We start from the raw sequence: 26,957 nt of genomic DNA, 5'->3' as shown, positions 1-26,957 counted from the left end.
AGCGAAGTGATGGAATGAGAGATATAAAAAAGTTTTTACAAAAGTTACGTCCCGTGCAACTTATCGTTGTATTTTATTTACTAGCGGTAGTTGTATCGGTAATTTTGCTTAGTTTACCATTTGTTACGAAGCCTGGTGTGAAATGGACATTTATAGATGCGCTATTTACAGCTGTTAGTGCTGTAAGTGTTACGGGGCTTTCAGTTGTGACGATTTCTGATACGTTTACTACGGGAGGAATCGTTATTTTGGCTCTTATTTTACAATTAGGTGGCTTAGGAATTATGGCACTTGGTACGTTCGTTTGGATGATAACGGGGAAAAAAATTGGTTTGCAAAGAAGAAGATTAATTATGGCAGACCATAACCAAGGAAATTTAGCAGGTCTTGTAGAATTGATGCGTTCTATTTTAATTGTAATTATTTCAATAGAACTCATTGGAGCGTTACTGTTAGGTACAAGATTTCTATTGTATTTCCCGACTTGGCAAGAAGCGTATTTTCACGGTTTCTTTGCCGCTGTTAGTGCAACAACGAATGGTGGATTCGATTTAACAGGTCAATCGCTTATTCCGTATCAAAAAGATTATATGGTTCAAATTATCCACATGTTACTTATTATTTTAGGAGCAATTGGTTTCCCTGTATTGATGGAAATAAAGCAGTATGTAAGTAAGAAAGAACATCAACTATTCCGCTTTTCCTTATTTACAAAACTGACAACAACAACATTTTTTGCACTTGTTGTTGTTGGAACAATTGTAATTTTCCTATTGGAGCGAAATCAATTTTTAGCAGGAAAGTCATGGCATGAAACAGTATTTTATACATTATTCCAATCTGTGACGACGCGAAGTGGTGGGCTCGCTACAATGGACATACGTGAATTATCACAACCAACGCTTTTATTTATGAGTATATTAATGTTCATTGGAGCATCTCCAAGTTCAGTTGGGGGCGGGATACGTACAACAACATTTGCTGTGAGCATACTGTCTTTATATTCATTTGCAAAGGGCGGCAGAACTGTTCGAGTTTTTAAACGCCAACTGCATGAAGAGGATGTGTTGAAAGCTTCTGTTGTTATGACAATGGGGATTTTATTATGTGCATCTGCGTTATTTATTTTATCTATTACGGAGAATGCACCTTTTATGAGCTTAATAGTTGAAGTTTGTTCTGCTTTCGGGACGACTGGACTATCAACAGGTATTACTCCAGAGTTAACGACTGTTGGTAAACTTGTACTCATTGTACTTATGTTTATCGGACGCGTCGGTATTTTAACATTTATATTAGCTAGTGGTGGAAGAGAACAACCACCTCGCTATAAATATCCGAAAGAGAGAATTATTATTGGATAGTATGAAACCATTCTACCTACGTTAGGTAGAATGGTTTTTTTAATCGTTAATTCCAAATTGAGGGTGCATAAAAGCATCATTTTTGTTATCAACTTCGTTTTTTAGTAGTTCTTGATTTTCTTCTGAGATCCATCCGATATCATTTGTAGGATGGATCCATTCTTCTCCAGCCATAACGGCAGGATCTATTTCATCACTCCAATTATTAAGAGGACTGTTAGTGGAATCGTATTTACTGTCTCCAATTACAACATCGTATTGATTAATAAAAGGTTGTTGCATTTGTTTTCCTGTGCCTTTAAATGATGGGAAATTCATTTGATGCGGGAGCGTCTCGTCTAAAATTGGCGATTGGATCGTTTCTTTTTCTTTCAAAGTAATCGCTCCTTTTTGTAATGGCTTGTTCGTATGTAGTATTTCCATCTATAAGCTCTTATGTACTTGTTAACACTTCCCAGTAATAATTACTGTAAGTTGTTTCAAACTAGAATAGAAAGTTATTTCGTGAGAGCAGGTGAGTATGTTGGTAAAAAGAAAAGTAAAACAAAATGCAGCAATTAATAATAATAAAACTCCGAAAGAAAGCTTACCAGATGCAGAATTTGCATTAGAGTATGAAGGAGAAAATAGTGCGAAGTATGCAAATCGTAATTCAAAAAAAGGTAAACAAAAATGAGGCGTTTTTTACAAACGCCTCATTTTTTTGTGGGATTATAAAGGTTTTTTAAATTATTTGTAAATTTCACGTTTTATATTAGCAGAAAAATGCGAAAAAACATAGAAGTAGCAACGTATTACACAAAAACAAACAACAAACAAAAGATTAATGTTGATTTAATACTGCTTTTACACTAGTTGTTTATATTTGAGTTGTACATAAGATTTGTAAAAGGAGAGAGAAACAGTGAAAAAAACAATCTTTAAAGCTGTAGCAACTGGAATGGTATTTTCGTTATTAATGGGGTGTGGTGCAAAGAAAGAAGAAAGTGCTGGAGCAAAAGTGAAAGATGATAAATTATCTGGATCATTAACTGTTTACACAGCGATTGAAGAAGAGCTTGTACCGATTTATCTTGATTCTTTTAAACAGAAGTACCCAGACGTGAAGTTGAACATTATTCGTGATTCAACAGGAGTTACTACAGCGAAATTGCTAGCTGAAGGAAAAAATACACAAGCAGATGTTGTATGGGGAACTGCAGCGTCTAGTCTATTAGCTTTAGAGAAAAAAGATATGTTAAAAGGATACTCTCCAAAAGGAGCAGATCGTGTCCTTCCGCAATTTAAAGACGATAAGAAACCAGAAAAATGGGTAGGAAATACTGCATTTATGACGGGGATTGCTGTAAATAAAGAAGAATTGAAGAAGAAAAATTTACCGATGCCAGAATCATATGAAGATTTAACGAAGCCAGAATATAAAGGAACGCTAGTTATGCCGCATCCGGCTTCTTCTGGAACAGGATTTTTAACAGTTTCTGCATGGCTACAAATTATGGGAGAAGATAAGGGTTGGGATTACATGAAGAAACTTCATGATAATATGGCAACTTATACTCATTCAGGTTCAAAACCAGCGAAACTAGCAGGTGCAGGTGAATATCCAGTTGGTGTATCAATGGTTTATAGTGCTTTGAAAGAGAAACAAAAAGGTGCACCAGTTGAAGTTGTACTGCCGAAAGAAGGATTAGGCTGGGAAGTAGAAGCGAACGCACTTATTAAGAAAGATAATGCTAAAAATGATAAATTAGCGCAAGCATTTTTAGATTGGGCAATTACAGATGATGTAATGAAGTTATACTTCGAGAAAAATGGATTTGCGACAATTAAAAATGATTATAAACTTCCAGATGGATTCCCTAAAGATGTGACAGAAAAGTTATATAAAAAGAATGACTTTAAATGGGCAGCAGAAAATCGTGACAAAATTTTAGAAAAATGGGAAAAAGAGTTTGGCCAAAAAGCAGAACCGAAAAAGTAAGTGAGTGGGAGAGAGAAAAATGAGCGAATATTTATCAATTCAACACATTGAAAAACAGTTTGATGCATTTACAGCGTTAAAAGATATTTCTTTTACTGTGAAAAAAAATGAGTTTGTTTGTTTATTAGGCCCAAGTGGTTGTGGGAAAACGACGTTGCTCCGAATTTTAGCGGGGCTAGAAGAGGCAACAACAGGCAGTATTGCTGTGAATGGAAAAGATATTACAGCATTACCACCTGGAAAGAGGAACTTCGGAATGGTTTTTCAATCGTATGCATTATTTCCGAATTTAACTGCGCTTGAAAACATTGAATACGGCTTAAAGACAAAAAAATATGGAAAAGCAGAAGTAAAAGAGAAAGCGCTATTGGCGTTAGAACTTGTTGATTTGCTGAATGTAAAAGATAAATATCCTGCTCAAATGTCTGGTGGACAACAGCAGCGAGTAGCACTTGCACGTGCGCTCGCTCTGTCTCCCGATATTTTGTTACTTGATGAGCCGTTATCTGCTTTAGATGCAAAAGTGCGTGAAAAGTTGCGCAGAGAAATGCGTGATTTGCAAGAAAAAGTGGGAGTAACAACTATTATGGTAACGCATGATCAAGAAGAGGCATTAACGATGGCTGATAAAATTGTTGTAATGAATCATGCGGAAATTATGCAGATTGGAACACCAGAGGAGATTTATCAAAGACCAGCCAATCCGTTTGTGGCAGATTTTATTGGTTCTATTAATTTCTTTTCGAAAAATAACGAAGAACATGCAATTCGTCCCGAACATGTAACAGTTGTACAAAATAATGGTATTAAAACAGTTGTAGAAAGCATGGAATTTCGCGGATCTGTATACCGGACGGAAGTGCGGGTCATAGAAGAGAAAACACACCTTTATAATGAGAAAATTGTAGTGGATATATTGGCATCAGAAGTAGAGGAAACTGCTATTAGAAAAGGAAAGTCAATTCAAATCTCTTTCTCAGAAAATCATATGTTGTCATATGGAAAGAAGGTCATTGTATAGATGGAGATGTTAGAAAACTTTAAGGCAGAGAGTACGAAAAAAAAGATCAAGAGACGTATCGGTAAAGAAGAGTGGATACAAAGACTATTAATTATTGGTATGCTTCTTTCATTTTTTATCATGCTTGTATTGCCTTTATTACAACTGTTTACACAAGCCTTTTATGATAAAGATGGAGCTTTTGTTGGTGTTGCGAATTTCAGTAAATATTTCACAACACCAACGCTAGTTCAATCACTACAAAATACGATATGGATTTCGGGCGCTACAACAATTATTTCGGTTACACTCGCTTTCGCTTACGCATATGCGATCGCTCGTACAAATGTTTTTGGAAAGCGCGTATTTCAATACATAGCATTATTACCATTATTCGCACCAACGATGATGCACGGTATTGCGCTTACATATTTATTTGGTAATCAAGGGTTAATAACAAAAGGGATGTTGGGTTTATTTGAAGGAATACAAATACCGTTATACGGACCAGTAGGAATTGTAATGGCTGAAGTTATGTATACATTTCCGCAAGCATTCCTTATTTTATTAATTGCTTTCCAAGGTTCTGATTATCGTTTATATGAAGCTTCTAATATGTTAGGTGCAAGTAAAGTGAAACAGTTTCTTACGGTTACTTTACCTAGTGTGAAATACGGATTAATTAGTGTGATGTTCGTTGTATTTACACTTAGTTTCACTGATTTTGGGGCACCTAAAATTGTTGGAGGGCAATATAACGTACTTGCTACTGACGTATATAAGCAAGTAATTGGACAGCAAAATATGTCCATGGGCGCAACTGTCGGAATGATTTTATTAATCCCAGCTATTTTCGCATTTGCAGTTGATCGTATTACGCAAAGAAAACAGGCGAATCTCTTATCTTCAAAAGCAGTACCTTACAGAATAATAAATAATAAGAAAAGAGATGTTATTTCATTCGTATATTGTAGCGTAGTCACGTTTATGATCATTCTTTTATTTGTGGCAGTTGGTATTGCTGCAAGTGTGAAAGTATGGCCATATAATATGAGTTTTACACTTGAGCATTTTAATTTTTCAAGTTTGACAGGAGACGGAATTGAAGCATTTAAAAATAGTGTAATTGTCTCAGCTATTACGGCAGTTATCGGGGCGCTTTTAACATTTGTGTTCGCTTATGCGATTGAAAAAATAGAACAGCTACAGTTTTTCAGAAAAGTAGGCTACTTTTTCTCTATTGTACCGTTAGCGATTCCTGGATTAGTACTTGGATTAGGATATGTCTTTTTCTTCAGTCAACCAACAATTCAAATTCTAGGACTTTCAATAACAAATCCGTTTCATTCCTTATATGGCACAATTGCTGTTTTAGTATTAGTAAATATCATTCATTTTTACTCTGTAACGTTTGTTACCGCAACGACTGCTTTAAAGAAACTGGACCGAGAGTTTGAACTTGTTTCACAGTCGATGAGCGTACCGTTTTATAAAACTTTCTTTCGAGTAACAGTACCGATGTGTTTACCGGCTATTTTAGAAATGGTTATGTACTATTTCGTAAATTCAATGGTAACTGTATCGGCAGTAGTGTTCTTATATGCGGCTGATTTTAAACTAGCTGCTGTATCAATTGTAAATATGGATGATGCAGGAAATGTAGCACCAGCAGCTGCAATGAGTGTACTTATTGTTGTTACAAATATTGTAGTGAGAGTTGTATATGAATGGGGAACGAAAGCACTTCGTAACCGAACGTCACAATGGCAAAAAAGATAAGTAAGAAGGGTGATGGATAGAATGAAAATTGAAGCAGTTATTTTTGATTGGGCAGGTACGACAGTTGATTACGGATGTTTTGCACCACTGGAAGTATTTATGGAAATCTTCCATAAGCGCGGTGTTGAAATTACAGCAGAAGAAGCTCGCAAACCAATGGGGTTATTGAAGATTGATCATGTTAGGGCATTAACGGAAATGCCCCGTATTTCGAATGAGTGGAAGCGTGTCTTCGGACAATTACCAATAGAAGAAGATATTCATGAGATGTATGAAGAGTTTGAAGAAATTCTCTTCGCTATTTTACCACGCTATGCAGAACCGATTAATGGAGTAAAAGAAGTGATTGCTTCATTACGTGAAAGAGACATTAAAATTGGTTCAACAACTGGATATACGAGAGAAATGATGGATATTGTAGCAAAAGAAGCAGCACTACAAGGGTATAAACCCGATTTTCTTGTTACACCAAATGATGTTCTAGCAGGTCGTCCATATCCGTGGATGTGTTATAAAAATGCGATGGAATTAGGTGTATACCCAATGAATCATATGATAAAAGTTGGAGACACCGTGTCAGATATGAAAGAGGGCAGAAATGCTGGAATGTGGACAGTTGGTGTAATCCTCGGTAGTAGTGAGCTCGGTTTAACGGAAGAGGAAGTTGAGAATATGGATCCGTTAGAGCTTCGTGAAAAAATAGAAGTAGTTCGTAACCGTTTCGTTGAAAACGGGGCTCATTTTACGATTGAAACGATGCAGGAACTCGAGAACGTAATTGAACATATCGAGAAACAAGAACTTATTATTTCATAAAAGGGGCATAGGATCATGAATGAAAATCACTACTTATTATTAACGCCAGGACCATTGACGACAACAAAAACGGTAAAAGAAGTTATGCTATACGATTGGTGTACGTGGGATGTTGAATATAACACGATGGTGCAAGATGTAAGAAATAGGCTTGTATCGTTAGCGACAAAGGAAGAAGAAAAGTACACAACAGTTTTAATGCAGGGAAGCGGTACGTTTTCGGTTGAAGCAGTAATTGGTTCTGTTATTCCTAAAAACGGAAAGCTACTAGTTTGTACAAATGGTGCGTACGGTAAGCGGATTGTACAAATGGCAGAGATGTTACATATAGATGTGGTGGTCAGTCAAACAGAAGAGTGGGAACCTACTAATATTGCAGAAGTAGAAAAGTTATTGCAACAAGATAAAGAGATTACGCATATTGTAGTTGTTCATTGTGAAACAACTACAGGTATTATTAATCCAATTGTAGACGTATGTAAATTGGGAAAACAATACGGAAAAGTTACACTGGTTGACGCAATGAGTAGTTTCGGTGGTATTGAAATAGATATCGCTGAGTTGCAAATTGACTTTTTAATTAGTAGTGCGAATAAATGTATTCAAGGTGTTCCGGGATTCGGTTTTGTCATCGCAAATCGTGATGAACTATTGAAATGTAAAGGGCAAGCTCGTTCTTTATCATTAGATTTATATGATCAGTGGGAAACGATGGAAGAGCAAAATGGGAAGTGGCGCTTTACTTCACCAACCCATATTGTACGCGCCTTCTATCAAGCATTGTTGGAATTAGAAGAAGAAGGCGGGGTAAGAGCTCGTTACAATCGATATTATAGCAATCAAAAACTACTAGTGAACAAAATGAATGAAATTGGATTTAAGCCATTAGTAGATGAAAAATATCAATCTCCTATTATTACATCTTTCATTTACCCAGGTGAAGGATTTGAATTTCAACAATTGTATAATGAATTAAAGCGATATGGATTTGTTATTTATCCAGGTAAAATTTCGAAAGTAGATACGTTCCGCATTGGAAATATCGGTGATGTACATGAAGAAGATATTATTCGCTTAGTTGATAGTATTGCTAAAGGGGTTGTTATAGGGTGAAAGTATTTTGCTTAGGTGGAGCAGGTAAAATTTGTCGTGAAGCAATTTTAGATTTAGTTCAATTTTCATCTTTTGAGACGATTACGGTAGCCGATTTTAATGAAGAGGAAGGCCGAAAAGTAGTAGAGTGGTTAAATGATCCTCGTGTTGATTTTGTGAAAGTCGATGTGACAAATCATGAGGATACGGTCGCAAAAATGAAAGGGTATGACATTGTAATGGATGGTACGACGATAAAGTTAAATGGATTGTCTACTCGCTGTATCGCAGATGCCAGCTGTCACGGTGTGAACTTAAATGGATTTGGTGAAGAAAATGAATCCCACTCTAAATTTGTTCAACATGGAACAACATGTTTACCTGGATTTGGTATGACACCAGGTGTAACGCAAATGATGGCCATGCATGCAGCAAATCAGTTAGATACTGTAGAGTCAGTTCGAGTAGGTCATGGCTCGTATCGTCCAATTGCTTTTTCTGCATCAATTACAGAGACAACGACATATGAATATGATCCACATTTGCCGACGCGTACAGTGTATGAGGAAGGTGAATTTCAGCAAGTACCTCCGTTTGCGCGCCCGAGAGAAATTGAATTACCAGCACCTTACGGAAAAACAATGCAGTATATAATCCCGCATTCAGAAACGATTACGTTAGCGAAGGCACTGGAGGATAAAGGTGTTGGGCTAATAGAAACGAGAGGTACTTGGCCAGAGCAAAATATGCAGCTCGTTCGTGCTTTATATGATTATGGTATATTGCGTAATGATCAAATTGAAATAAACGGTAAAGAAATTGGTATTATGGATTGTATTTCGAAGTATCTATTAAAATCGAAAGAAGGGCAAGCAACAGAGCTTTATGGTTATGCACTTCATGTAGAAGTAGTAGGTATGAAAAATAATCAAAAACAGCGACATGTCTTATACCATACACATCCGCTATCTGACGGTTCTGTAGTAGGTTGGGAGAAATTAAGAGCCTATACAAGAAATGTTGGTATCCCATTTGGAATCGCTACAGAGTTAATTGCAAAAGGAGTAGTTAATAAAGTCGGTGTTATTACTCCTGAAGAAGCTTTCGAAAATCCACAAATTATTTTTGACGAACTAGAAAAGCGCGGTATTTATATTCATGAAGAGATTTTCACTGAAAAAGAAAATTATAACTTTGTATAAGTAAGGCAGTTTATGAGTTAGATATAAATGGGGTGAGTCTATGTCTGTAGTAGGTGAAGAAAGAAAGAGGACAATTCTTGAAAAGGTAGAGTTTAAAGGGAAAGTAAAAGTTTCAGAATTAGCGAGAGAGTTCGCAGTATCAACAGAGACGATTCGTCGGTATTTAGAAGAATTAGATCGTGAAAAAAAATTGAAGAAAGTATACGGTGGAGCCGTTCAACTTCCGGGAGCTGGGATAGAGGCACCGATGTTAGAACGAGAGATGCTGCATATAGAAGAGAAGAAAAGAATTGGGTATAAAGCAGCAACGTTTGTGGAAGATGGAGATGTTATTGCGATTGATGATGGAAGTACACCACTTCAAATGGTGCCATATCTTGTTCATCGTAAAAATTTAACGATTGTTACGAGCTCTTTTCCAGTAGCGACACAATTAATATCTTCTATTAATAAAAAGTTGTTTCACGGTGAAGTTTTATTTATAGGCGGGAAAGTATCTCCAAAACATTCACGTGTGTCGGGGTCTATTTCACAGCAAGTAATTCATCAATTCCATTTTCATAAAGCATTCGTTTCGATTGATGGATTGTTACCTAGCTTTGGGGTTTCCAGCTTTGAATTAGAAAAAGCGAAACTGTCAGAAGCGATGATTAAATTATCGGAGAAAACGTATATTTTATGTGATCATACAAAGGTAGGCGTAAAAGGGAACTACCGAATAGCAGGATTTTCTCGTATTCAACATGTTATTTGTGATAAGAAAATGCCCTATAGTTTTGAAGAAGAAGTCAAAAAGCATAATATTCAATGGACAGTTTGCTAACAATCAGTGGGAAATTCCATCTCTCTTTAATTATTAGTAATGTTTAACGTGAATGTTGAGATGCTCATGAATAATGAGTAATAAAGGTTTGTATTCGTGCAAAAAAAGTGGACACATTTTCTCGCTTCCTTCATATAATTTACCAATAGCAAAAAAGTTGGCTGAAGGAAAGAGGGGACGGGAATGTCGGAACGAATATATAATAAGCTTGTAGTTTACACGAATATTTTGCAGAAGATCGGTGTTATTAATGAGAAAGAAAAAAGTGAAATCCTTCATACGATAGGTAAAAAAGCCCTTTGAATAAAGGGTTTTTTTATTGCGTATTAAAAGAAAATAAAAGCATTTGTAATATTACCATTGACAATGAAAATGATATTCATTGTCATTTATTTGTATGTAATTGATATTGATTATCAATTAAAATATATATAAGATAAGGGGATATTATTTTGAAAAGAAGTCATATTAGGGCTCTATTAGTAGCCACATCATTAGCTATTCCATTTGCTGCATACTCTACTCCAGCATTAGCAGCAGTTACAATGGAAGCAACTAAATCAGGAGTAACAGTAAGTGATCGTATATATGATGCTGAAATTAAAATATATAAAGATCAAAAAGATGAACCATCTATGGTTTCTCAATACATAAAAGATCCTAAAGTGACGATTGAAAACAATAAAAAGGTTGTTACTGCAACAGTACAAGATAGTGATTATTTTCAATATCTTAGAATAGAAGATAGAAACCAACCAGGTGTATTTCATGATGTGAAAGTTTTGTCAGAAGATAAGAGGAAAAATGGGACGAAAGTAGTTCAATTTGAAATTGGTGAATTTGAGAAGAAGCATAATATGCAAATGCATATACTTATTCCGGCTATTGGATATGATCATAAATATCAAGTTCAATTTGAAATTAAAGATCCAACTTTAGGCGACAAAGAAACAGAGAAACCAGATGATAACTCTAATTCAGGCAATACGGAAACGGATACTCCAGTTGATAGTCAAAACATGATAACAGATAAGAAACTAAGAGAACTTGTTAATAAAAAAGTATTTAATAGAAAAGATTTAAATACACCAATTACGAAAGAAGAGTTATTACAAGTAAATGACTTGTTTTTAAATACGAATGAGATTCTTGATTATAGTGCATTGAAATATATGCCAAATTTAAAATCTTTAACAGTTGCAAATGCGAAGATAAAAGATCCGTCGTTCTTTACGAGCTTAAAGCAATTGAAACATTTGGCTTTACGCGCTAATGAAATTGTAGATGTAACACCACTTGTTAAGATGGATAATTTAGATTCTCTTGATTTAAGTAATAATAAAATTACGAACGTTGCACCACTAACGGAAATGAAAAATGTAACAAGTTTATTTTTAGCAGGAAATCAAATTGAGGATGTAATACCATTAGCGAAAATGGAACAATTAGATTACTTGAATGTGGCAAACAATAAAATTTCAAACGTTGCTCCGTTAAGTAAGTTAAAAAATGTAACATACTTATCTTTAGCAGGAAATCAAATTGAAGATATTACACCGCTTTATACGTTACCGTTAAAAGATTTAGTATTAACGCGTAATAAAGTTAAAGATTTATCAGGAATTGATCAATTGAATTAATTACAAGAGTTATGGATTGGGAAAAATGAAATAAAAGATGTTACTCCTCTAAGTAAGATGACACAGTTGAAAGTTTTAAACTTACCTAACAATGAGTTAAAGGATATTACTCCATTATCAAGTCTAGTAAACTTACAAAAACTTGATTTAGAAGCAAATTATATTTCAGACTTAACACCAGTTAGCAATTTGAAAAAGTTAGTATTTCTAAGTTTTGTTGCAAATGAAATTCGCGATGTTAGACCAGTTGTGGAGTTAAGTAAGACAGCTTACATTAATGTTCAAAATCAAAAAATATTTTTAGCGGAAACAGAAGTAAATAAAGAAGTGAAAGTACCTGTTTACGAAAAAGATGGTAAAATCTCTACAAAAATTCGTTTGAAGAGTGAAGATGGTACGTATAGTAACGATGTAGTTAAGTGGAGTACACCAGGTGAGAAAGTATATGAATTTGGTGTGAAAGACCCATTTGCAGATACAGGAATCTTTTTCACAGGTTCTGTTATTCAAAATGTAGTAGAAAGTAAAGAGGACAATACGTCTAAAGAAGATGAGAAAATAGAAGTAGTAGAATTTAAAGATGTGCCAAAGGGTCACTGGTCAGAAAAAGCAATTAACTATTTAGCGAAAGAAGATATTTTTAAAGGATATGGAAATGGACAATTTGGATTTGGGGATAATATTACTCGTGGACAAGTTGCGTCTTTAGTACAAAGGTACTTGAAATTAGAAAATAAAGTAGAGCAGAAAGAGATGTTTACTGATACGAAAGGGCATATGTTTGAGCAAGATATTGCTACAGTTGCACAAGCTGGAATTATGCAAGGAGATGGTACAGGGAAGTTTCGTCCAGAAGGAGTATTAACTAGGTACGAGATGTCAGTAGTATTACAAAAAGTATTTCAGTTAAATGAAAATGAAAATGATTTGGAGAACTTTACAGACGTACCAACAGGTCATTGGGCAGAAGGATATGTGAAAGCTTTAGTGGATAATAATATATCAAAAGGTGACGGGAATGGGAACTTTTTAGGGGATGATTTCGTAACACGTGAGCAATATGCGCAATTTCTGTATAAGGCAATAAAAAAATAATAAATGAGAAAAATACGTTATTCTTTAATAAGAAGAATAACGTATTTTTTATATGTACAAAATCAAGTACTAAATAGACAGGAGTGCTTACATGTGATAGGCCTATTTTTCCGATAGGTGCTGAAACCATATTGACAAAAAGGCATTCTCGTGTGATAATTCAATTAAATTTTTAGAATAATCAAAAAATATTCCTTTTATATAGAAAGGATTTGAACATTATGTTAATATTACGCCGGGGGTGACGAAATGTTATTTTTTCTGAAGAAATGGAACGAATTAAAAGATGTGAAAGCAGAATTGGCACTTCGCGATTGGTTTTATGGTACAAAAATTAGTTTATCGATGTGTACGTCAAAAGAGCCATTAACATTTTTAGTGAATGTAGAGGGAAGAGATAAAGGGGTATTTTCTGAAGAAGATTTTATTGTCGTAAATTGCATGTGTGAGCCAGTATTTGAAAACGAAGAAAAACCAGCTACAGAGTCATTTATGCATGCGGATATTTATAAAAAAAGTAGTGCAGAATGCATTTTACAAGTACAGACTGTAGATAGTCATTTAATGTCAGAGCTATATGGGAAAGAAGGAGAAGTAACATTCGAAAAACGCAGTGTGGAACGTGTTTTTGGTAAAGATGGTATTACAGAAATGACAATTCCAATTGTAGAAGATGAAAAAAAATTCGCTAATTTATTAGAAAATAATGTTCCAAATTTTATTGAAGGTGGAGGAGTAGTCCTTGTTCATAATTACGGAATGATCGTGTGGGGGAAAACCCCAGAAGAAGCAAAAAAATGGTTGGAAGGTATAGAGTATTTAATGAACTATCACGTAAAGCTTTTAATGATAAAAGGGGCAAAAAGTTCTGTTATATAAAGATGTATTCACAGAGATTAAAATCCCATAAAAATGAAAGCGTTTTAAAAGTAAATTTCACTCATAAAATATAGGTCTCCTTATTATATATAGATTACATGTTGACATGTAAGGAGGAACATATTTTGCGAGTTAAATATCATTTTCTGCCAAAACAGCAGGTGACATTTTGCAAAACGAATGATTCTGGTGAAAAGGCGTTACAAATTATGAATGAAACGGGATTTCGCGCAATCCCTGTATTAGCAGAAAATGAGAAGGAATTCACGGGGATTATTTATAAAGTAGATCTTTTAGAAAAGAAGTGTAATAGCAGATTAGAGGATGTAAGTACAAAAGATGTACTGGAAAATCCAAATTCGTTTATTTTTGAAAAGGATTCTTTTTTTAGAGCTTTTTACGTTATTCGTCGTCTCCCGTTTTTAGCGGTTTTAAATGAGTATAATGAATTTGTCGGCATTTTAACACATTCTAATGTATTTGATGTTATTGAGGATTCGTTCGGTATGCGGACGGGTGGTTATATATTAACAATTGCAACACAAGATTGTAAGGGAACAATTAAAGAGCTTGGGACATTATTAAAAGCATATAATATCGGTGGACTGTTTACGCTTGATAACGGTGATCAATATATTCGCCGTGTTATCGTAAATATATCGGATGAGTTAAATGAAAAAAAATTAAAGCAATTAATTGAAAAGATAGAGAAAAAGGGATTCAGGGTGAGTCATGTAGATTATATTTAAGTTGAAAAGGAAAGGTACCTATCTGCTATGTGTAGATAGGTACCTTTTTTAGTGCGAGAAATGAATCTTATTTTGAAACAGAAGGTGGAGACAATGCTAAATCAGATAAAAAAATAAAGTCTGCATGCTCACGAATTTTAGGAATAGAAGTTTCTATAACACGTGATGTAATTTCACCTGGAGCCCCAACGTGTCCGATAGCTACCATAATGGGTTTGTCTTGGATTTTTTTTATGAGTAATTGTGCTTGTTTTGAAATGTGACTTACCGTATATACATCATCAAAAAATAATTGATTTTCAATAATAGGCACGCCTAATTCTTTACCGATTTTTGGGACAACACTATTAGGGTTTGTTTTACTATCTAAATAAAATAAACCGTGTTTTTTACAGGCAGAAAGTATAAGACGTACAATCCTTTCATCAGCGGTTACTTTTGATCCCATATGATTGTTCATTCCTATTGCATGAGGTATTTCTTGAATTGCTTGTTCGAGTCGGTTGTTTATTTCTTCATCGCTTAAATCTGTTGTAATCGCTTTTGGTCCAAGCCACTCTTTTTTTCCTTTAATTGGTTCCATGGGCATATGTATAATAACTTCATGCCCTTTTTTATGGGCAGCTATTGCATCTTGTTTAGTAGAAGGAAGAAATGGCATAACAGCAACAGTGAGTGGAATTGGAAGTGATAACATCTTATCTGTGCCTTTCATATTATTGCCGAAATCATCGATGACAATAGCAACCTTATTCGTATGAGCGTTTGCTTGAATAGGAAATAAGAAGAAGGGTATGAACAGGGTGAAGACGAGAAATGCAATGGTATATTTGCGCATATAAATATTTCCTTTCTATTTTATCCCGCTATTTGCGGGCAGTAAGACTCCCACCTCAAAATTCGGCTGGAGCAAAGAAGTTAGGTGGGAGATCCACTGCCCGTAAACGCCCGATTGGTGAAGGCTAATAATCAGTGGGGGATGAACAAAACCCCCACTGATTAAAGTTTCACTTTATCAATCATCATTATGTTTTGCGTTTTTATATAAATTAAACAAAAAATGTCGAAGAAAAGTACATTAAAAATAGAGAACCCACTGTTTACTGAGTATTTACAAAAAAGAAGATGAAAAAAATGTCTATTATTGCGAATGTATTTACAAAGATAGAATAATTTGTAATAATTCTCAAAGTGAGGGTAAAGATTTGTAAATTACAGGGGGAAAATGTTAAATTTTCTGATTCTTCAAATTCAAATAAGATTAAGTGTTTAAAGGGCTAAAGTAGAAGAGACGTTGAGAGTATGGAAGAAAAATAAGGGGGATATGGATGTTTACTGTAAAAAGGAAGTACACATTAGAAAAGCTTTCGCATGATATTCATATGAAACGTGAAGAAATGATTCATTTAGGATTAACAAGTGGGTTAAATAGTATGGAGACAATTCAAGTTAGTCAAGAATTGGACAAGCTTATCGTACAGTATCAGCGTTACAAAGAAAAACAAACACCGAAATGGTTTTCAATTATAAAGGTTCCTATTTTTCAAATTGGGTATGAAGGGAAATCGAGCAATTTTTGGAGAATGTTTGTGGCTGGTTTTATGAAATAAGTATAATTACCCTTTTAGGATAAGGATAATTATACTATGTGTAATGGAATCTCTATATGAACTGTCGTTCCTTTGTTTTCTTTACTATCAATAAATATATGCCCATTGTACATCTCTACAATTCGTTTACATATAACAAGCCCAAGACCTGTTCCAGTATCTTTATTAGTAAAGAACGGATGAAAGAGGTGTTTTTGAATATGTTTTGGAATCCCTTTTCCAGTATCAATAATTTGCAGTTGTGCGTGTTTTTCGTTGTTTGTTACTACAATGGTTAATGTATCACCAGAAGCCATAGCTTCAATTGCATTTTTTGTAATGTTTAAAACCACTTGTTTCATATGGTCTTTTGAGCAACGTATATGAACAGGGTGGTCTGGCAAATGTAAATGAAATACAATGTTATGTAGATTCGCTTCAGATTGGATAATTAATGCTACCTCATTAAGAATCGTTCTTACATCATATGTTTGTTCAATGATGGCAGTTGGCTTTCCAAGAATAAGAAATTCGCTTACAATTTCATTAATCCGTTCTATTTCTTGTTCGATTATGGAAAAGTAGAACTGATCCTGTTCATCTTTATATTTCTCTTTTAACAGAGCGACGAGTCCTTTAATTCCAGTAAGAGGGTTACGGATTTCATGAGCTGTACTAGCTGCAAAAGTTCCAACCAATTCAATTTTTTGTAGTTCATTTTGTTGTCTTTCTAGTTTTGTTTGACGTTTTAATAACATATATTGAACAAGTAAAAATAAAATAGACATTAAAAATAAAGTAGCTATACACTCTATTGAAACTAACTGGTATAAAGTTTGTTGATGAATAGGTAACGGAGAAACAGAGACTTTCCAATTTAATCTTTGGAGTGGGGTAGTAAGCATGTTAGAATGCCCATCGCTTGTTTCGTTATTATCATCGGCTAGAAAAACTACATCATGTTTATCAGTCACTTCGAAATGATATTGTGGTTTAATAGCATTTAAAGAGGCTGAAATGTAGTCAAAGCGTAAACTTGCTAATAGTAAGCCCGAGAGTTCCTTTTGTTTATTAAATATTGGAGAGGCAATCATAATAGCTTGATGTCCAAGAACGCGATCTGTAATAACTGATGATACAGTTGTTTCCTTAGATTGCAATGCATCTTGGATGTATTGGCGGTCAGAAACGTCAATAGGCGGCGAATCGCCTTGGGATGCGATTGTAATCATCCCATCTGTCGTAGCGTAATATAGACCGGAAAAACGTTCATCATTTCCATCGGTATCATGTACAATCTGTTTAATCTCATTGATGTTTCCAGTTTCGGTCCCTACGACTTTTGCGAGCATTTCTAAGGCAGACATAGCTTCACCAAGGTGATGGTCTAAATAGTCTCTATATAAAAAGAGAACAGTGTGAGCAGATAGTTTGTTTGCCTGTTTCATTTGATAAGTGTGATACGAAAAAAATGTGGCACCAATCCCTATCGTTGGCAGTATAACAAGCAGTATGTAAAAAACTATGCTTTGTAATTTGACTTTCAAATTTGGTACTCCTTCTTTTTTTATTATCATTATATATAAACTATGTTAAAATTGTCATGTTTTTATTCAAGAATCATTTGCATTACATTAGGGAAAGGAAAAGGGATGAGTGAATATTCATTCGGAAGTTGTAATGAAGTGCTACGTTGCTTTTCTTTTTGTTGCGGAGAATTTAAGTGAAGGGTTGAAATGGTATGATATCAAATAATGAGCGAGAAGACATTTCTCAATCTTTAAAAGTATTTATTGCATTATCCCGTGTACATCGTTCTGTTATGGATACTACAAATAAATCCATACAAAGTAACGGATTAAATCCAACTGAGTTTGCTGTATTAGAATTACTATATCATAAAGGAGGCCAACCACTTCAGCAAATCGGTGAACGTATTTTAATAGCTAGTGGCAGCATTACATACGTTGTAGATAAGCTAGAGAAAAAAGGGCTTGTAAAACGAATTCCATGTCCAAATGACAGGCGTGTTATTTATGCACAATTAACGGAGTCTGGAGAGAGCTTTATTGCTTCTATTTTTCCAGGTCATGAGCAAGTTATACATCAGTCTTTTGAAATGTTAACGAAGGATGAGAAGGATGAATTACTCGAGCTCTTGAAAAAAATTGGAAAGTATGAAAAATGATGATATGTTCCAAAGGAGCTTTGGATAAAGAAATCCAAGGCTTTTTTGTGTGCATGTATTTATGACATCATCTACCGCATTTTGCTGAAGAATAAGAGGAGATTTGTAAGTAAGAATTGAATTATAGTAATGATGCATATAATGGAGAGGGGGCTCGTTCATGTCATTTAAAGACTATGAATATAAACGGCCAAATATTGAAGAATTAAAAGAGAAGTTTATTGTTGCTTTAGAAAAATTCGATAAGGCAAAAACGCTTGAAGAACAAAAACAATTAATTAATTCAATTAATGAAATTCGTAATGATTTTGGTACAATGGGGAATCTTTGTTACATTCGCCATTCTGTTGATACGACAGATGCTTTTTATAAGGAAGAGCAAGATTTCTTTGATGAATACTCACCAGTTGTACAAGGCTATGGAACAAAATATTATAAGGCGTTAATTAATTCGCCATTCCGTGAAGAATTAGAAGCGTATTATGGAAAGCAATTATTTGCTCTAGCTAAATGTGATTTAAAAACATATTCAGATGAAGTAGTGAAAGATTTACAATTAGAGAATAAATTGTCTTCACAATATACACAGTTATTAGCATCTGCAAAAATTGACTTTGCAGGAGAAGAAAGAACGTTATCGCAACTTATTCCGTTTATGCAAGGAAAAGAAAGAAGCGAACGTAAGGCAGCAAGTGAAGCATACTACGGATTTTTAGCTGGGAATGAGGAAGAGTTAGATCGTATTTATGATGAGCTTGTTAAAGTGAGAACGAAAATCGCAAAAACACTTGGTTTTAAAAACTTTGTTGAATTAGGATATGCAAGAATGTATCGTACAGATTATAATGCTGAAATGGTAGCGAACTATCGTCAGCAAGTATTAGATTATATCGTTCCGGTTGCAACCGAGTTAAGAAATAGACAAAAAGCACGCATTGGTGTAGAAAAGCTCGCTTATTATGATGAAAACTTTGAGTTTGCTACAGGTAATCCAAATCCAAAAGGCGATGCCGATTGGATTATTAATCACGGGAAAACGATGTATAAAGAATTATCAGCTGAAACAGATGAATTTTTTAATTTCATGCTAGATAATGATTTATTAGATTTAGTTGCGAAAAAAGGAAAAGCTGGTGGTGGATATTGTACATATATCGAGAATTACAAAGCACCATTCATCTTCTCAAACTTTAATGGAACGTCTGGTGACATTGATGTATTAACGCATGAAGCTGGTCATGCTTTCCAAGTATATGAAAGTCGTAAGTATGAAATTCCAGAATATAATTGGCCAACATATGAAGCGTGTGAAATCCATTCAATGAGTATGGAATTCTTTACATGGCCATGGATGAAGTTATTCTTTGAAGAAGATGCGGATAAATATTACTTCTCACACTTAAGTTCAGCACTTCTATTTTTACCGTACGGTGTATCTGTAGATGAATATCAACATTATGTATATGAAAATCCAGAAGCATCGCCAGCAGAACGTAAGTCAGCATGGCGTAACATAGAGAAGAAGTATTTACCACATCGTGATTATGAAGATAATGATTATTTAGAGCGTGGTGGTTTCTGGCAACGTCAAGGCCATATTTATAGCTCACCATTCTATTATATTGACTACACGTTAGCTCAAATTTGTGCACTGCAATTTTGGAAACGTGCAAGAGATAATAGACAAGAGGCTTGGGAAGATTATGTGAATCTTTGTCAACAAGGTGGAAGTAAATCATTCTTAGAATTAGTAGAAGTTGCAAATTTAACATCACCATTCGCTGAGGGGTGTGTAAAAAGTGTAATTACAGAAATTGAAGCGTGGTTACGTGCTGTTGACGACACAAAATTGTAAAAAACATGCACTTTTTTCACATGTTTAACATCGACATAATGGAAAAATGATGAGATAATAAAAGAAAATTCAGAATCATTTTAGGGGTGTTTCTAATGGGGAGCACCCCTTTTCACCAACAAAAGGGGGGAAAGCACTATGCTTCAATCTAATATGGATGTTAGTTTAGAAACTTTAGTTCACTCATTACAGTCTACACGAAGCACGCTGTTATCAGAAATTGAAATGTTAAATGATACGGAGGTGAATGTAAAGCCACGCCGTGATAAATGGAGTATTATTCAAATTTTGCATCATTTGCATTTAGTTGAACAGTCTGTCACATCTGCCCTTGTATATGCTTTGCAAAAAAAAGAAAGAAAACTTGCTCCATTTAAAGACCTCCAACTTACGCTTGATCGCACACATAAACGGGAAGCTCCTCAACAAATGAAACCAACAGAAACATTAATGAAAAAACTGCAAGGAATTCAATTACTAGAACATTCACGACAAGAATTATTTCATGCACTTCATAGTGTGATAGATGAAAAAGAATTATTTGAAAATGGATTAAAACATCCTATTTTTAATGATTTGAATTTATATCAATGGGTTCAATTTCTGGATTTACACGAACAAAGACATCTTACACAGCTAAAAGAAGCGAAACATGCAATTTTACAGCGGTAGGGGGCATATCACTGATTATTAGTCCGCAACAATCGGGCTGCTATCAAATAACGAGAAAAAGGAAAAGAAGCGGCGAACCGCTTCTTTTCCTTTTTTACTCATGCATAGTTTTATTTCTTATTTTGGAATACTACATGAGGAAGAGAAAAAGGAGTTGAAAAGTATGTCAAAGAAAAAGAGAGAAGAAGAGCGCGCTTGGAAAGCTCGGAAAGAAAATCAAAAGCCGCATGGAAAGGTGAAAGCTTTTGCAGAATTAGTTGAAGGAACAGAAAAAACGTGATGAACTTCATCACGTTTTTTGTATGATTGGGAAAGTTAATAAAAATGTTGTACCTGTTCCTTTTTCACTAATAATATCAACCTTTCCATTCATTGCTTGAATAACACTGAAGACGACCATCATCCCGAGTCCGGTCCCTTTTTCTTTCGTCGAGTAGAAAGGTGACCCAAGGCGTTTTACTTGTTCTTGATCCATACCAATACCTGTATCTTTTATATATAATTGTATATGTTTATGGTCTGGAACTAATGTAAGAATAAGGTCACCACCGTTAGGCATAGCCTCAATACAGTTTTTTAAAATATTTAATAAGCATTGGTTCAGCTTTTGCTTTTCACCAGCTATAAAGAAAGATGTACTTTGTTTTATGTAATGTATACGAACATTTGTTAAATTGGCGAGAGGTGTAATTAAAGATAACGCATGAAGTAATTCTTCCTCTACTTGTAATTGTTGTTCTTTTTCAATACTCGGTTTTGCAAAAGTTAAGTAGTCTGTAAGAACATGATTTGCTTGTTCGATACCATTAATGGCTATGTCGATATATAATTTTCGTTCCTTCTCAGAACATGTATCTGACTGTAAAAGTTGCAAAAATCCTTTCGTTGAAGTTAAAGGGTTGCGAATTTCATGAGAGATAGAAGCTGCCATTTCACCGATTAAATGAAATTTTTCAGCATTCATAAGTTCATTTTGGAGACGAACTTGCGTTTGTAATATGTGTAGCAAATATAAAATAAGGATTGTACCAAGTATCGTACATAGTTCGTACACGATAATATGTGGTATATAATCTGCCGTATTTGTAACCTCTGAAAGGAAAAATGGTATCCAGCCAAATCCGAATATAAGACTGTAAAAGATAGCGAGTGCTATTTTTATACGATTAGAACTTCGGTTAAACAGTTTGTATGTTAATAGTAGAACAATGAATAGTAGAACCGAAGCGATAAAGGATGGGAAAACACCTATTCCTCCTAATAAAAAGCGGTATATGTTTAATACAGCTAAGATGGAAGCACCGGCAATAGGACCACCTGTTAATGTGCCGACAATTAATACGATATGACGCATATCAAATTGAAATCCATAATTTGTTTTTGCCGCGAAAGTGATACATAGTATGGTAGCGAGGCAACATAATACAATAAACATAGATGAATTTAATTTAGGAGAGCGTTTCCCTTTTTGATTCCAAAATAAATGATATACAAGCATTGTAACAAGGATGGATAATATATTTAAAAAGAGATAAATAATAAAGAGTTTCAGTGGGATGCCTCCTCTCTTCTCACATTAAATTAATCATACTATAAAATGAAAGAAATAAAATATGAAATAGCGGAAAAAATCAGAAATTTTTTCTGGTAGTATACAATATGTTACAATAATCTTTGTCAATGAAAGAAGAAATTCCGTGCACTGCATGGGAGAGGTTCGCGAACTCCCTCTATAAAAAACTATGGAAACAACAATATCCTTAGGTATTGTTTTGTTTTTTTATTGTGACAGTTCAAGAACGTTCTTTCTTCTTATTCGTAGTAGAGAAGGAGAATGAGTGAAATGAAAAAAGAAAAAGCAGTTGTTGTTTTTAGTGGTGGACAAGATAGTACAACATGTTTATTTTGGGCAATACAACAGTTTGCAGAAGTGGAAGCTGTAACGTTTAATTACAATCAACGTCATAAGTTAGAAATTGATTGTGCAACGGAAATCGCGAAAGAGTTAGGAATTAAACATACGGTACTAGATATGAGTTTATTAAATCAACTTGCTCCAAATGCGTTAACGAGAACGGATATGGAGATTACACATGAAGAAGGTGAATTGCCATCAACATTTGTAGATGGACGAAATTTACTATTTTTATCATTTGCGGCTGTATTAGCAAAACAAGTTGGAGCACGTCATATTGTAACGGGTGTATGTGAAACTGATTTCAGTGGTTATCCAGATTGTCGTGACGTGTTTGTGAAATCATTAAACGTTACATTAAATTTATCTATGGATTATCCGTTTGTTATTCATACACCACTTATGTGGATTGATAAAGCAGAGACATGGAAATTATCTGATGAACTTGGAGCATTTGAGTTTGTTAGAGAAAAAACATTAACATGTTATAACGGAATCATTGGTGATGGTTGCGGTGAATGTCCAGCATGTCAACTTCGTAAAGCAGGATTAGATACGTATCTACAAGAACGCGAAGGAGCGAGCAACTAATGGATAACTTTTTTGGATTTCGCATCGTAGAAAATTTACAAAAAATGGACAAGGATATTCAACGTGAACAACTCAAATATCATAATAAAAGAGTAATGGTCAGCAAGGAATTTACATTTGACGCAGCGCACCATTTACACTGCTATGAAGGGAAATGTAAAAATTTACATGGTCACACATATAAAGTCGTATTTGGAATTAGCGGATATGTAAATGAAATAGGCCTTGCAATTGACTTTGGAGATATAAAAGAGATTTGGAAAAATGAAATAGAAATTTATTTAGATCATCGTTATTTAAACGAAACATTGCCAGAAATGAATACGACTGCTGAAAATATGGTCGTTTGGATTTATGAAAAGATGGCAGAAGCATTAACGAAAGATAATCGTGCGAACGAATACAAGGGAGCTCGTGTTGAATTTGTTCGTCTTTTTGAGACGCCGACTAGTTATGCGGAAGTAAGACGGGAGTGGATGCTCGATGAGTAAAATCCCCGTCTTAGAAATATTTGGTCCGACCATTCAAGGAGAAGGGATGGTTGTAGGACAAAAGACAATGTTTATCCGTACAGCAGGCTGTGATTATAGCTGTGCTTGGTGTGATTCTGCTTTTACATGGGATGGATCGGCCAAAGATCAAATTAAACAAATGACACCGGAAGACATTTGGAATGAGCTTGTAGAAATTGGTGGAGAAAATTTTTCTCATGTTACGATTTCGGGTGGAAATCCTGTTTTGCTGAAAAATATGCAATTTCTTCTTTCTATATTAAAGGAGAATGGAATGCGAACAGCGGTAGAAACGCAAGGGAGTAAATGGCAAGATTGGTTGCTTCAAATTGATGAGGTAACGATTTCTCCAAAACCACCAAGTTCAACTATGAAAACAGATTTTCAGATGTTAGATTCTGTTATTCATAAACTAGCAGGGAAAGATTTTAGTTTAAAAGTAGTAGTATTCGATAATCAAGATTTTGAATATGCAGTTAAGATGCACGAGCGTTATCCGAATGTACCATTTTTCTTACAAGTAGGGAATGATGATACGAAAACAGTGGATGATGCGGTGCTTATAAAAAAACTATTAGAAAAATATGAGTGGCTTATTGAAAAAGCTGTGAATTGTAAAGAAATGAATGATGCGAAAGTACTGCCTCAGCTTCATACGTTAGTATGGGGAAATAAACGAGGGGTATAATGAGAAGGGATGTTTAAAATGGCAGGAAGATTAGATGAAGATTTAAAAGATGTAACATTATTAGGAAATCAAAATACAAAATATTTATTTGAATATAGCCCGGAAATTTTAGAGGTATTTGATAATAACCATCCAAACCGTGATTACTTTGTAAAATTCAATTGTCCTGAATTTACAAGTTTATGTCCGAAAACAGGACAACCAGATTTTGCAACAATTTATATTAGCTACATTCCAGAACAAAGAATGGTAGAGAGTAAATCTTTAAAGCTATATTTATTTAGCTTCCGAAATCATGGTGACTTCCACGAAGATTGCATGAACGTTATTATGAATGATTTAATTAAATTAATGGATCCACGCTATATTGAGGTATGGGGGAAATTTACACCACGTGGTGGTATTTCAATCGATCCTTACTGTAACTACGGCCGCCCAGGAACTAAGTATGAGAAAATGGCAGACTACCGCATGATGAATCACGATTTATATCCAGAAACGATCGATAATCGTTAATATAATAGAAAGAAAGGATCTGTATGATATACAGATCCTTTCTTTCTATTATATTATGCATGTTGATTAATGACAGTATAGTTTTTATGGCTTACAACTGTAAGCGGTTCCATATCTAGTTCTCTAAAATTCTCCATAATTGTTATATCAACAATAACGGAGTTTTGATTTACCTTTTGAACACGGCCTTGCATTCCACCTTTAAATTCAATGATATCTCCAGTTTCTGCGATCTGCATAAGCAACTCTCCTTGTTCCAGTTTTCCCAAAAAAAGAATAATTTGGGCTTTTTTATTTCCTCTTATTTTGAACTATATTTACTACTTTGTAAATGTTTCCAAAGTAAAAATTCGAAAAATATTCACTTTTTGTAAGAAAATATGTAAAAAATATTGTTTAGGAGAGGAATGATGAAAATACATACATCTTTATATGGGAGTATAATAAAAGATAAAATGACCTACTAAAGTGGGGGAAATTAGGGGCGGTAAAATGATGTTTGAAATTGTGGGGAGCTTTATAGCGATTTTATTATTTTTATTTTCTTATATACAGTTGAAGAAAGTGCGTCATCATGAAACAACTACATATTGTGATGGACTGGATGGTGTGCACACTTCGATAACACATAATAGTGGTGGGGATATATAACTTTCTTTTTATGCATGGTATGATGGCAATAAGAAATAGTACGTAATATAGTTCGTAAGTGATGAATGGAGAGTGGAAAGAATGCGAATTTCTTTTATTCATCATGGTCGTTTGGACAGTACTATAGAGCCAATGACAATTATTTCATTTCGTGAATGGATGAAGAAATATGATTTAGGGACTACAGTAAAAGAAACTCCTATACCAATTGAAACAATTGAGGCGATTGAATCAGCGAAACTGGTTGTAACGAGTGATCAAAGGCGCGCTGTACAGTCAGCGGCTGAGTTATTGGATTCCCTATCTTTTGTGCAAAATCCTCTTTTTAGGGAAGCTGAAGTTCCAACGAGTTTTTATGCTCCAAAATGGTTGAAATGTAAACCAAATGTATGGATGTTTATTGGACGTACACGATGGATAGCTGGTTATAGTAAAGAGGTGGAGTCCTATAAGGAAGTACGAGAAAGAGCAAGGCAAGCTGCTAATATGTTGCACCGCTATGCGCTCGTACATGGACGTATTGCCCTTGTAGGTCATAGTTATTTTAATGCGATGATTGGGACTGAACTGAGGGCAATGGGGTGGTCTGGTTCGCCTATTTTCCATAGGAAGCCATGGGGATGTACAACGTATACATTTCATGAGGCGATGGATGGAAATATATTAAATACAAAATTAATTTAAAAGAGGCTGTCCCTTTGGCAGCCTCTTTCTCTACATAACAAGTAAAAAAGAATTGTCCTGTTAAGATATAGAAACCAATGACCGTAATGGTTTTATTAGATGGGCATACGGTTCACCAACGAGCATAACGGTTTTATCTTCTTTGTAACCAAGTTTTTCATATAGTGAAAAAGCGCGTTTGTTTTCTAAATTAACAAGTAAGGCAATTTTTTCATGCCCTTTTTCAGTTGCATGAAGTTCAGCTGCATCGATTAAATTAGAGCCAATGCCACGTCCACTGTACATATTTGAAACTGACAACGTGTCAATATAATACTCATCAAATTCAGCTTCTTTTTCTAACGTAATGGATTCGTCTTCATGTAGTTCTCTTAAGTGGTGTACGATTGGTGCATCAAGTTGTTCAGTGTCACTACCGTGATAAACGACAATAACTCCAACTACCTTTCCATCTTGTTCAGCCACTAAACAGTTTTCATAGCTCAATCGATTATTTTCTTTTGCGAACCATGTTTCAAGTCCTAGTATTACTTTTGCTTCAATTGTGCTACCTGTGATTTTTTCAGCAATTTCGTGCAGAGCGTCATACAGTAAAGGTGCTACTCCTACCGCATCTGTCTTTTTTGCTTTCCGAATCATAGTATCCCTCCTAGTTCTATGTGTATATTGTAGCATA

General features: G+C 34.7%; 28 protein-coding genes, 1 pseudogene and 1 riboswitch. Of the genes and pseudogenes, 23 read left to right on the top strand and 6 right to left on the bottom strand.

Annotation, left to right across the window (positions count from 1 at the left end; translation table 11 throughout):
• Positions 1 to 14: 14 nt before the first annotated feature.
• A complete protein-coding gene (locus MR071_RS12570) occupies positions 15 to 1,364 on the top strand; it encodes a TrkH family potassium uptake protein (protein ID WP_242236255.1) in 1,350 nt (449 codons plus the stop codon).
• 39 nt (positions 1,365 to 1,403) lie between these two features.
• Here MR071_RS12570 and MR071_RS12565 read toward each other — a convergent pair whose 3' ends face one another.
• On the bottom strand, positions 1,404 to 1,787 hold the full coding sequence (locus MR071_RS12565) for a DUF3905 domain-containing protein (protein WP_002158745.1): 384 nt from the start codon (positions 1,785 to 1,787) through the stop codon (positions 1,404 to 1,406).
• Positions 1,788 to 1,884: 97 nt separating this feature from the next.
• On the opposite strand from MR071_RS12565, the gene MR071_RS12560 reads away from it, so the two are divergent.
• From MR071_RS12560 to cbpA, 11 genes and pseudogenes are all read left to right on the top strand, one after another.
• Positions 1,885 to 2,040 carry a hypothetical protein gene (locus MR071_RS12560; RefSeq protein WP_002011566.1) on the top strand — a complete coding sequence of 52 codons (156 nt, stop codon included), beginning with the start codon at positions 1,885 to 1,887 and terminating at the stop codon, positions 2,038 to 2,040.
• Positions 2,041 to 2,268: 228 nt separating this feature from the next.
• Complete coding sequence (locus tag MR071_RS12555) at positions 2,269 to 3,345, top strand: putative 2-aminoethylphosphonate ABC transporter substrate-binding protein (protein WP_242236253.1); 1,077 nt, start codon at positions 2,269 to 2,271, stop codon at positions 3,343 to 3,345.
• 19 nt (positions 3,346 to 3,364) lie between these two features.
• Positions 3,365 to 4,366 (top strand): putative 2-aminoethylphosphonate ABC transporter ATP-binding protein, encoded by a 1,002-nt coding sequence (locus MR071_RS12550; protein WP_242236251.1) that lies wholly within the window; start codon positions 3,365 to 3,367, stop codon positions 4,364 to 4,366.
• On the top strand, positions 4,367 to 6,124 hold the full coding sequence (locus tag MR071_RS12545; protein WP_242236249.1) for a putative 2-aminoethylphosphonate ABC transporter permease subunit: 1,758 nt from the start codon (positions 4,367 to 4,369) through the stop codon (positions 6,122 to 6,124).
• 21 nt (positions 6,125 to 6,145) lie between these two features.
• Positions 6,146 to 6,940 (top strand): phosphonoacetaldehyde hydrolase, encoded by a 795-nt coding sequence (gene phnX, locus MR071_RS12540; RefSeq protein WP_105584154.1) that lies wholly within the window; start codon positions 6,146 to 6,148, stop codon positions 6,938 to 6,940.
• Positions 6,941 to 6,955: 15 nt separating this feature from the next.
• Positions 6,956 to 8,053, top strand: coding sequence for a 2-aminoethylphosphonate--pyruvate transaminase (gene phnW, locus MR071_RS12535; protein WP_242236246.1), 1,098 nt, complete (start codon positions 6,956 to 6,958; stop codon positions 8,051 to 8,053).
• On the top strand, positions 8,050 to 9,234 hold the full coding sequence (locus MR071_RS12530; protein ID WP_242236243.1) for a saccharopine dehydrogenase family protein: 1,185 nt from the start codon (positions 8,050 to 8,052) through the stop codon (positions 9,232 to 9,234). The genes phnW and MR071_RS12530 overlap by 4 nt, the downstream gene beginning before the upstream one ends.
• A 40-nt stretch (positions 9,235 to 9,274) precedes the next feature.
• A complete protein-coding gene (locus tag MR071_RS12525) occupies positions 9,275 to 10,057 on the top strand; it encodes a DeoR/GlpR family DNA-binding transcription regulator (RefSeq protein WP_105584151.1) in 783 nt (260 codons plus the stop codon).
• A gap of 452 nt (positions 10,058 to 10,509) precedes the next feature.
• A pseudogene (locus MR071_RS12520) lies at positions 10,510 to 12,792 on the top strand (NEAT domain-containing leucine-rich repeat protein).
• A 249-nt stretch (positions 12,793 to 13,041) separates the two neighbouring features.
• Entirely contained in the window at positions 13,042 to 13,671 is a 630-nt protein-coding gene (locus MR071_RS12515; RefSeq protein ID WP_098778423.1) for a class II aldolase/adducin family protein, read from the top strand.
• Between the two features lie 125 nt (positions 13,672 to 13,796).
• Entirely contained in the window at positions 13,797 to 14,420 is a 624-nt protein-coding gene (gene cbpA / locus MR071_RS12510) for a cyclic di-AMP binding protein CbpA (RefSeq protein WP_242236241.1), read from the top strand.
• A 67-nt stretch (positions 14,421 to 14,487) separates the two neighbouring features.
• Here cbpA and MR071_RS12505 read toward each other — a convergent pair whose 3' ends face one another.
• Positions 14,488 to 15,258, bottom strand: a complete 771-nt coding sequence (locus MR071_RS12505) for a divergent polysaccharide deacetylase family protein (protein WP_242236239.1) — start codon at positions 15,256 to 15,258, stop codon at positions 14,488 to 14,490.
• Between the two features lie 490 nt (positions 15,259 to 15,748).
• Here MR071_RS12505 and MR071_RS12500 point away from each other — a divergent pair, with 490 nt between their 5' ends.
• On the top strand, positions 15,749 to 16,030 hold the full coding sequence (locus MR071_RS12500) for an aspartyl-phosphate phosphatase Spo0E family protein (protein WP_002149628.1): 282 nt from the start codon (positions 15,749 to 15,751) through the stop codon (positions 16,028 to 16,030).
• 29 nt (positions 16,031 to 16,059) lie between these two features.
• Here the strand turns inward: MR071_RS12500 and MR071_RS12495 are convergent, their stop codons facing one another.
• The gene (locus MR071_RS12495) at positions 16,060 to 17,556 is read right to left on the bottom strand and encodes a DUF3149 domain-containing protein (protein WP_242236236.1); all 1,497 of its coding nucleotides are present in this window, start codon (positions 17,554 to 17,556) and stop codon (positions 16,060 to 16,062) included.
• A gap of 194 nt (positions 17,557 to 17,750) precedes the next feature.
• On the opposite strand from MR071_RS12495, the gene MR071_RS12490 reads away from it, so the two are divergent.
• The 4 genes from MR071_RS12490 to MR071_RS12475 all read left to right on the top strand — a co-directional run bounded on the left by MR071_RS12490 (position 17,751) and on the right by MR071_RS12475 (position 21,004).
• Positions 17,751 to 18,197 carry a MarR family winged helix-turn-helix transcriptional regulator gene (locus tag MR071_RS12490; RefSeq protein WP_105584145.1) on the top strand — a complete coding sequence of 149 codons (447 nt, stop codon included), beginning with the start codon at positions 17,751 to 17,753 and terminating at the stop codon, positions 18,195 to 18,197.
• A 160-nt stretch (positions 18,198 to 18,357) separates the two neighbouring features.
• Positions 18,358 to 20,052 carry a M3 family oligoendopeptidase gene (locus tag MR071_RS12485; protein ID WP_242236234.1) on the top strand — a complete coding sequence of 565 codons (1,695 nt, stop codon included), beginning with the start codon at positions 18,358 to 18,360 and terminating at the stop codon, positions 20,050 to 20,052.
• Positions 20,053 to 20,190: 138 nt separating this feature from the next.
• On the top strand, positions 20,191 to 20,724 hold the full coding sequence (locus MR071_RS12480; RefSeq protein WP_002149622.1) for a DinB family protein: 534 nt from the start codon (positions 20,191 to 20,193) through the stop codon (positions 20,722 to 20,724).
• A 163-nt stretch (positions 20,725 to 20,887) separates the two neighbouring features.
• Positions 20,888 to 21,004 carry a DUF6254 family protein gene (locus tag MR071_RS12475; protein WP_000038354.1) on the top strand — a complete coding sequence of 39 codons (117 nt, stop codon included), beginning with the start codon at positions 20,888 to 20,890 and terminating at the stop codon, positions 21,002 to 21,004.
• Positions 21,005 to 21,013: 9 nt separating this feature from the next.
• Here the strand turns inward: MR071_RS12475 and MR071_RS12470 are convergent, their stop codons facing one another.
• Positions 21,014 to 22,222 (bottom strand): ATP-binding protein, encoded by a 1,209-nt coding sequence (locus MR071_RS12470; RefSeq protein ID WP_242236232.1) that lies wholly within the window; start codon positions 22,220 to 22,222, stop codon positions 21,014 to 21,016.
• A 208-nt stretch (positions 22,223 to 22,430) separates the two neighbouring features.
• Positions 22,431 to 22,474: riboswitch (PreQ1 riboswitch) on the top strand.
• Between the two features lie 93 nt (positions 22,475 to 22,567).
• Here MR071_RS12470 and queC point away from each other — a divergent pair.
• From queC to queF, 4 genes are read left to right on the top strand one after another with little or no spacing between them, the layout of a single operon-like run.
• Positions 22,568 to 23,230, top strand: coding sequence for a 7-cyano-7-deazaguanine synthase QueC (gene queC, locus MR071_RS12465; RefSeq protein WP_242236230.1), 663 nt, complete (start codon positions 22,568 to 22,570; stop codon positions 23,228 to 23,230).
• On the top strand, positions 23,230 to 23,721 hold the full coding sequence (gene queD / locus MR071_RS12460; RefSeq protein WP_002011526.1) for a 6-carboxytetrahydropterin synthase QueD: 492 nt from the start codon (positions 23,230 to 23,232) through the stop codon (positions 23,719 to 23,721). The genes queC and queD overlap by 1 nt, the downstream gene beginning before the upstream one ends.
• Positions 23,714 to 24,430: a 7-carboxy-7-deazaguanine synthase QueE gene (gene queE, locus MR071_RS12455; protein WP_242236228.1), complete on the top strand. Its 717-nt coding sequence runs from the start codon at positions 23,714 to 23,716 to the stop codon at positions 24,428 to 24,430. Before queD ends, queE begins: the two co-directional genes overlap by 8 nt.
• Positions 24,431 to 24,448: 18 nt before the next feature.
• A complete protein-coding gene (gene queF, locus MR071_RS12450; protein WP_064476718.1) occupies positions 24,449 to 24,946 on the top strand; it encodes a preQ(1) synthase in 498 nt (165 codons plus the stop codon).
• 53 nt (positions 24,947 to 24,999) lie between these two features.
• On the opposite strand, the gene MR071_RS12445 is transcribed toward queF, so the two are convergent.
• Positions 25,000 to 25,185 carry a YkvS family protein gene (locus MR071_RS12445; RefSeq protein ID WP_002064385.1) on the bottom strand — a complete coding sequence of 62 codons (186 nt, stop codon included), beginning with the start codon at positions 25,183 to 25,185 and terminating at the stop codon, positions 25,000 to 25,002.
• A 253-nt stretch (positions 25,186 to 25,438) separates the two neighbouring features.
• Between MR071_RS12445 and MR071_RS12440 the strand changes: the two genes are divergently transcribed.
• Positions 25,439 to 25,597 carry a hypothetical protein gene (locus MR071_RS12440; RefSeq protein ID WP_242236226.1) on the top strand — a complete coding sequence of 53 codons (159 nt, stop codon included), beginning with the start codon at positions 25,439 to 25,441 and terminating at the stop codon, positions 25,595 to 25,597.
• Between the two features lie 81 nt (positions 25,598 to 25,678).
• Complete coding sequence (locus MR071_RS12435) at positions 25,679 to 26,281, top strand: histidine phosphatase family protein (protein WP_242236224.1); 603 nt, start codon at positions 25,679 to 25,681, stop codon at positions 26,279 to 26,281.
• Positions 26,282 to 26,341: 60 nt separating this feature from the next.
• Here MR071_RS12435 and MR071_RS12430 read toward each other — a convergent pair whose 3' ends face one another.
• Positions 26,342 to 26,920 (bottom strand): GNAT family N-acetyltransferase, encoded by a 579-nt coding sequence (locus MR071_RS12430; protein WP_242236222.1) that lies wholly within the window; start codon positions 26,918 to 26,920, stop codon positions 26,342 to 26,344.
• Positions 26,921 to 26,957 lie beyond the last annotated feature (37 nt).

Origin of the sequence: Bacillus cereus group sp. BfR-BA-01316, from assembly GCF_022664195.1 — a bacterium.
Classification (GTDB): Bacteria; Bacillota; Bacilli; order Bacillales; family Bacillaceae_G; genus Bacillus_A.
The sequence above is the reverse complement of the archived record's forward strand: the minus strand, read 5'-3'. Positions and strand labels throughout refer to the sequence as shown.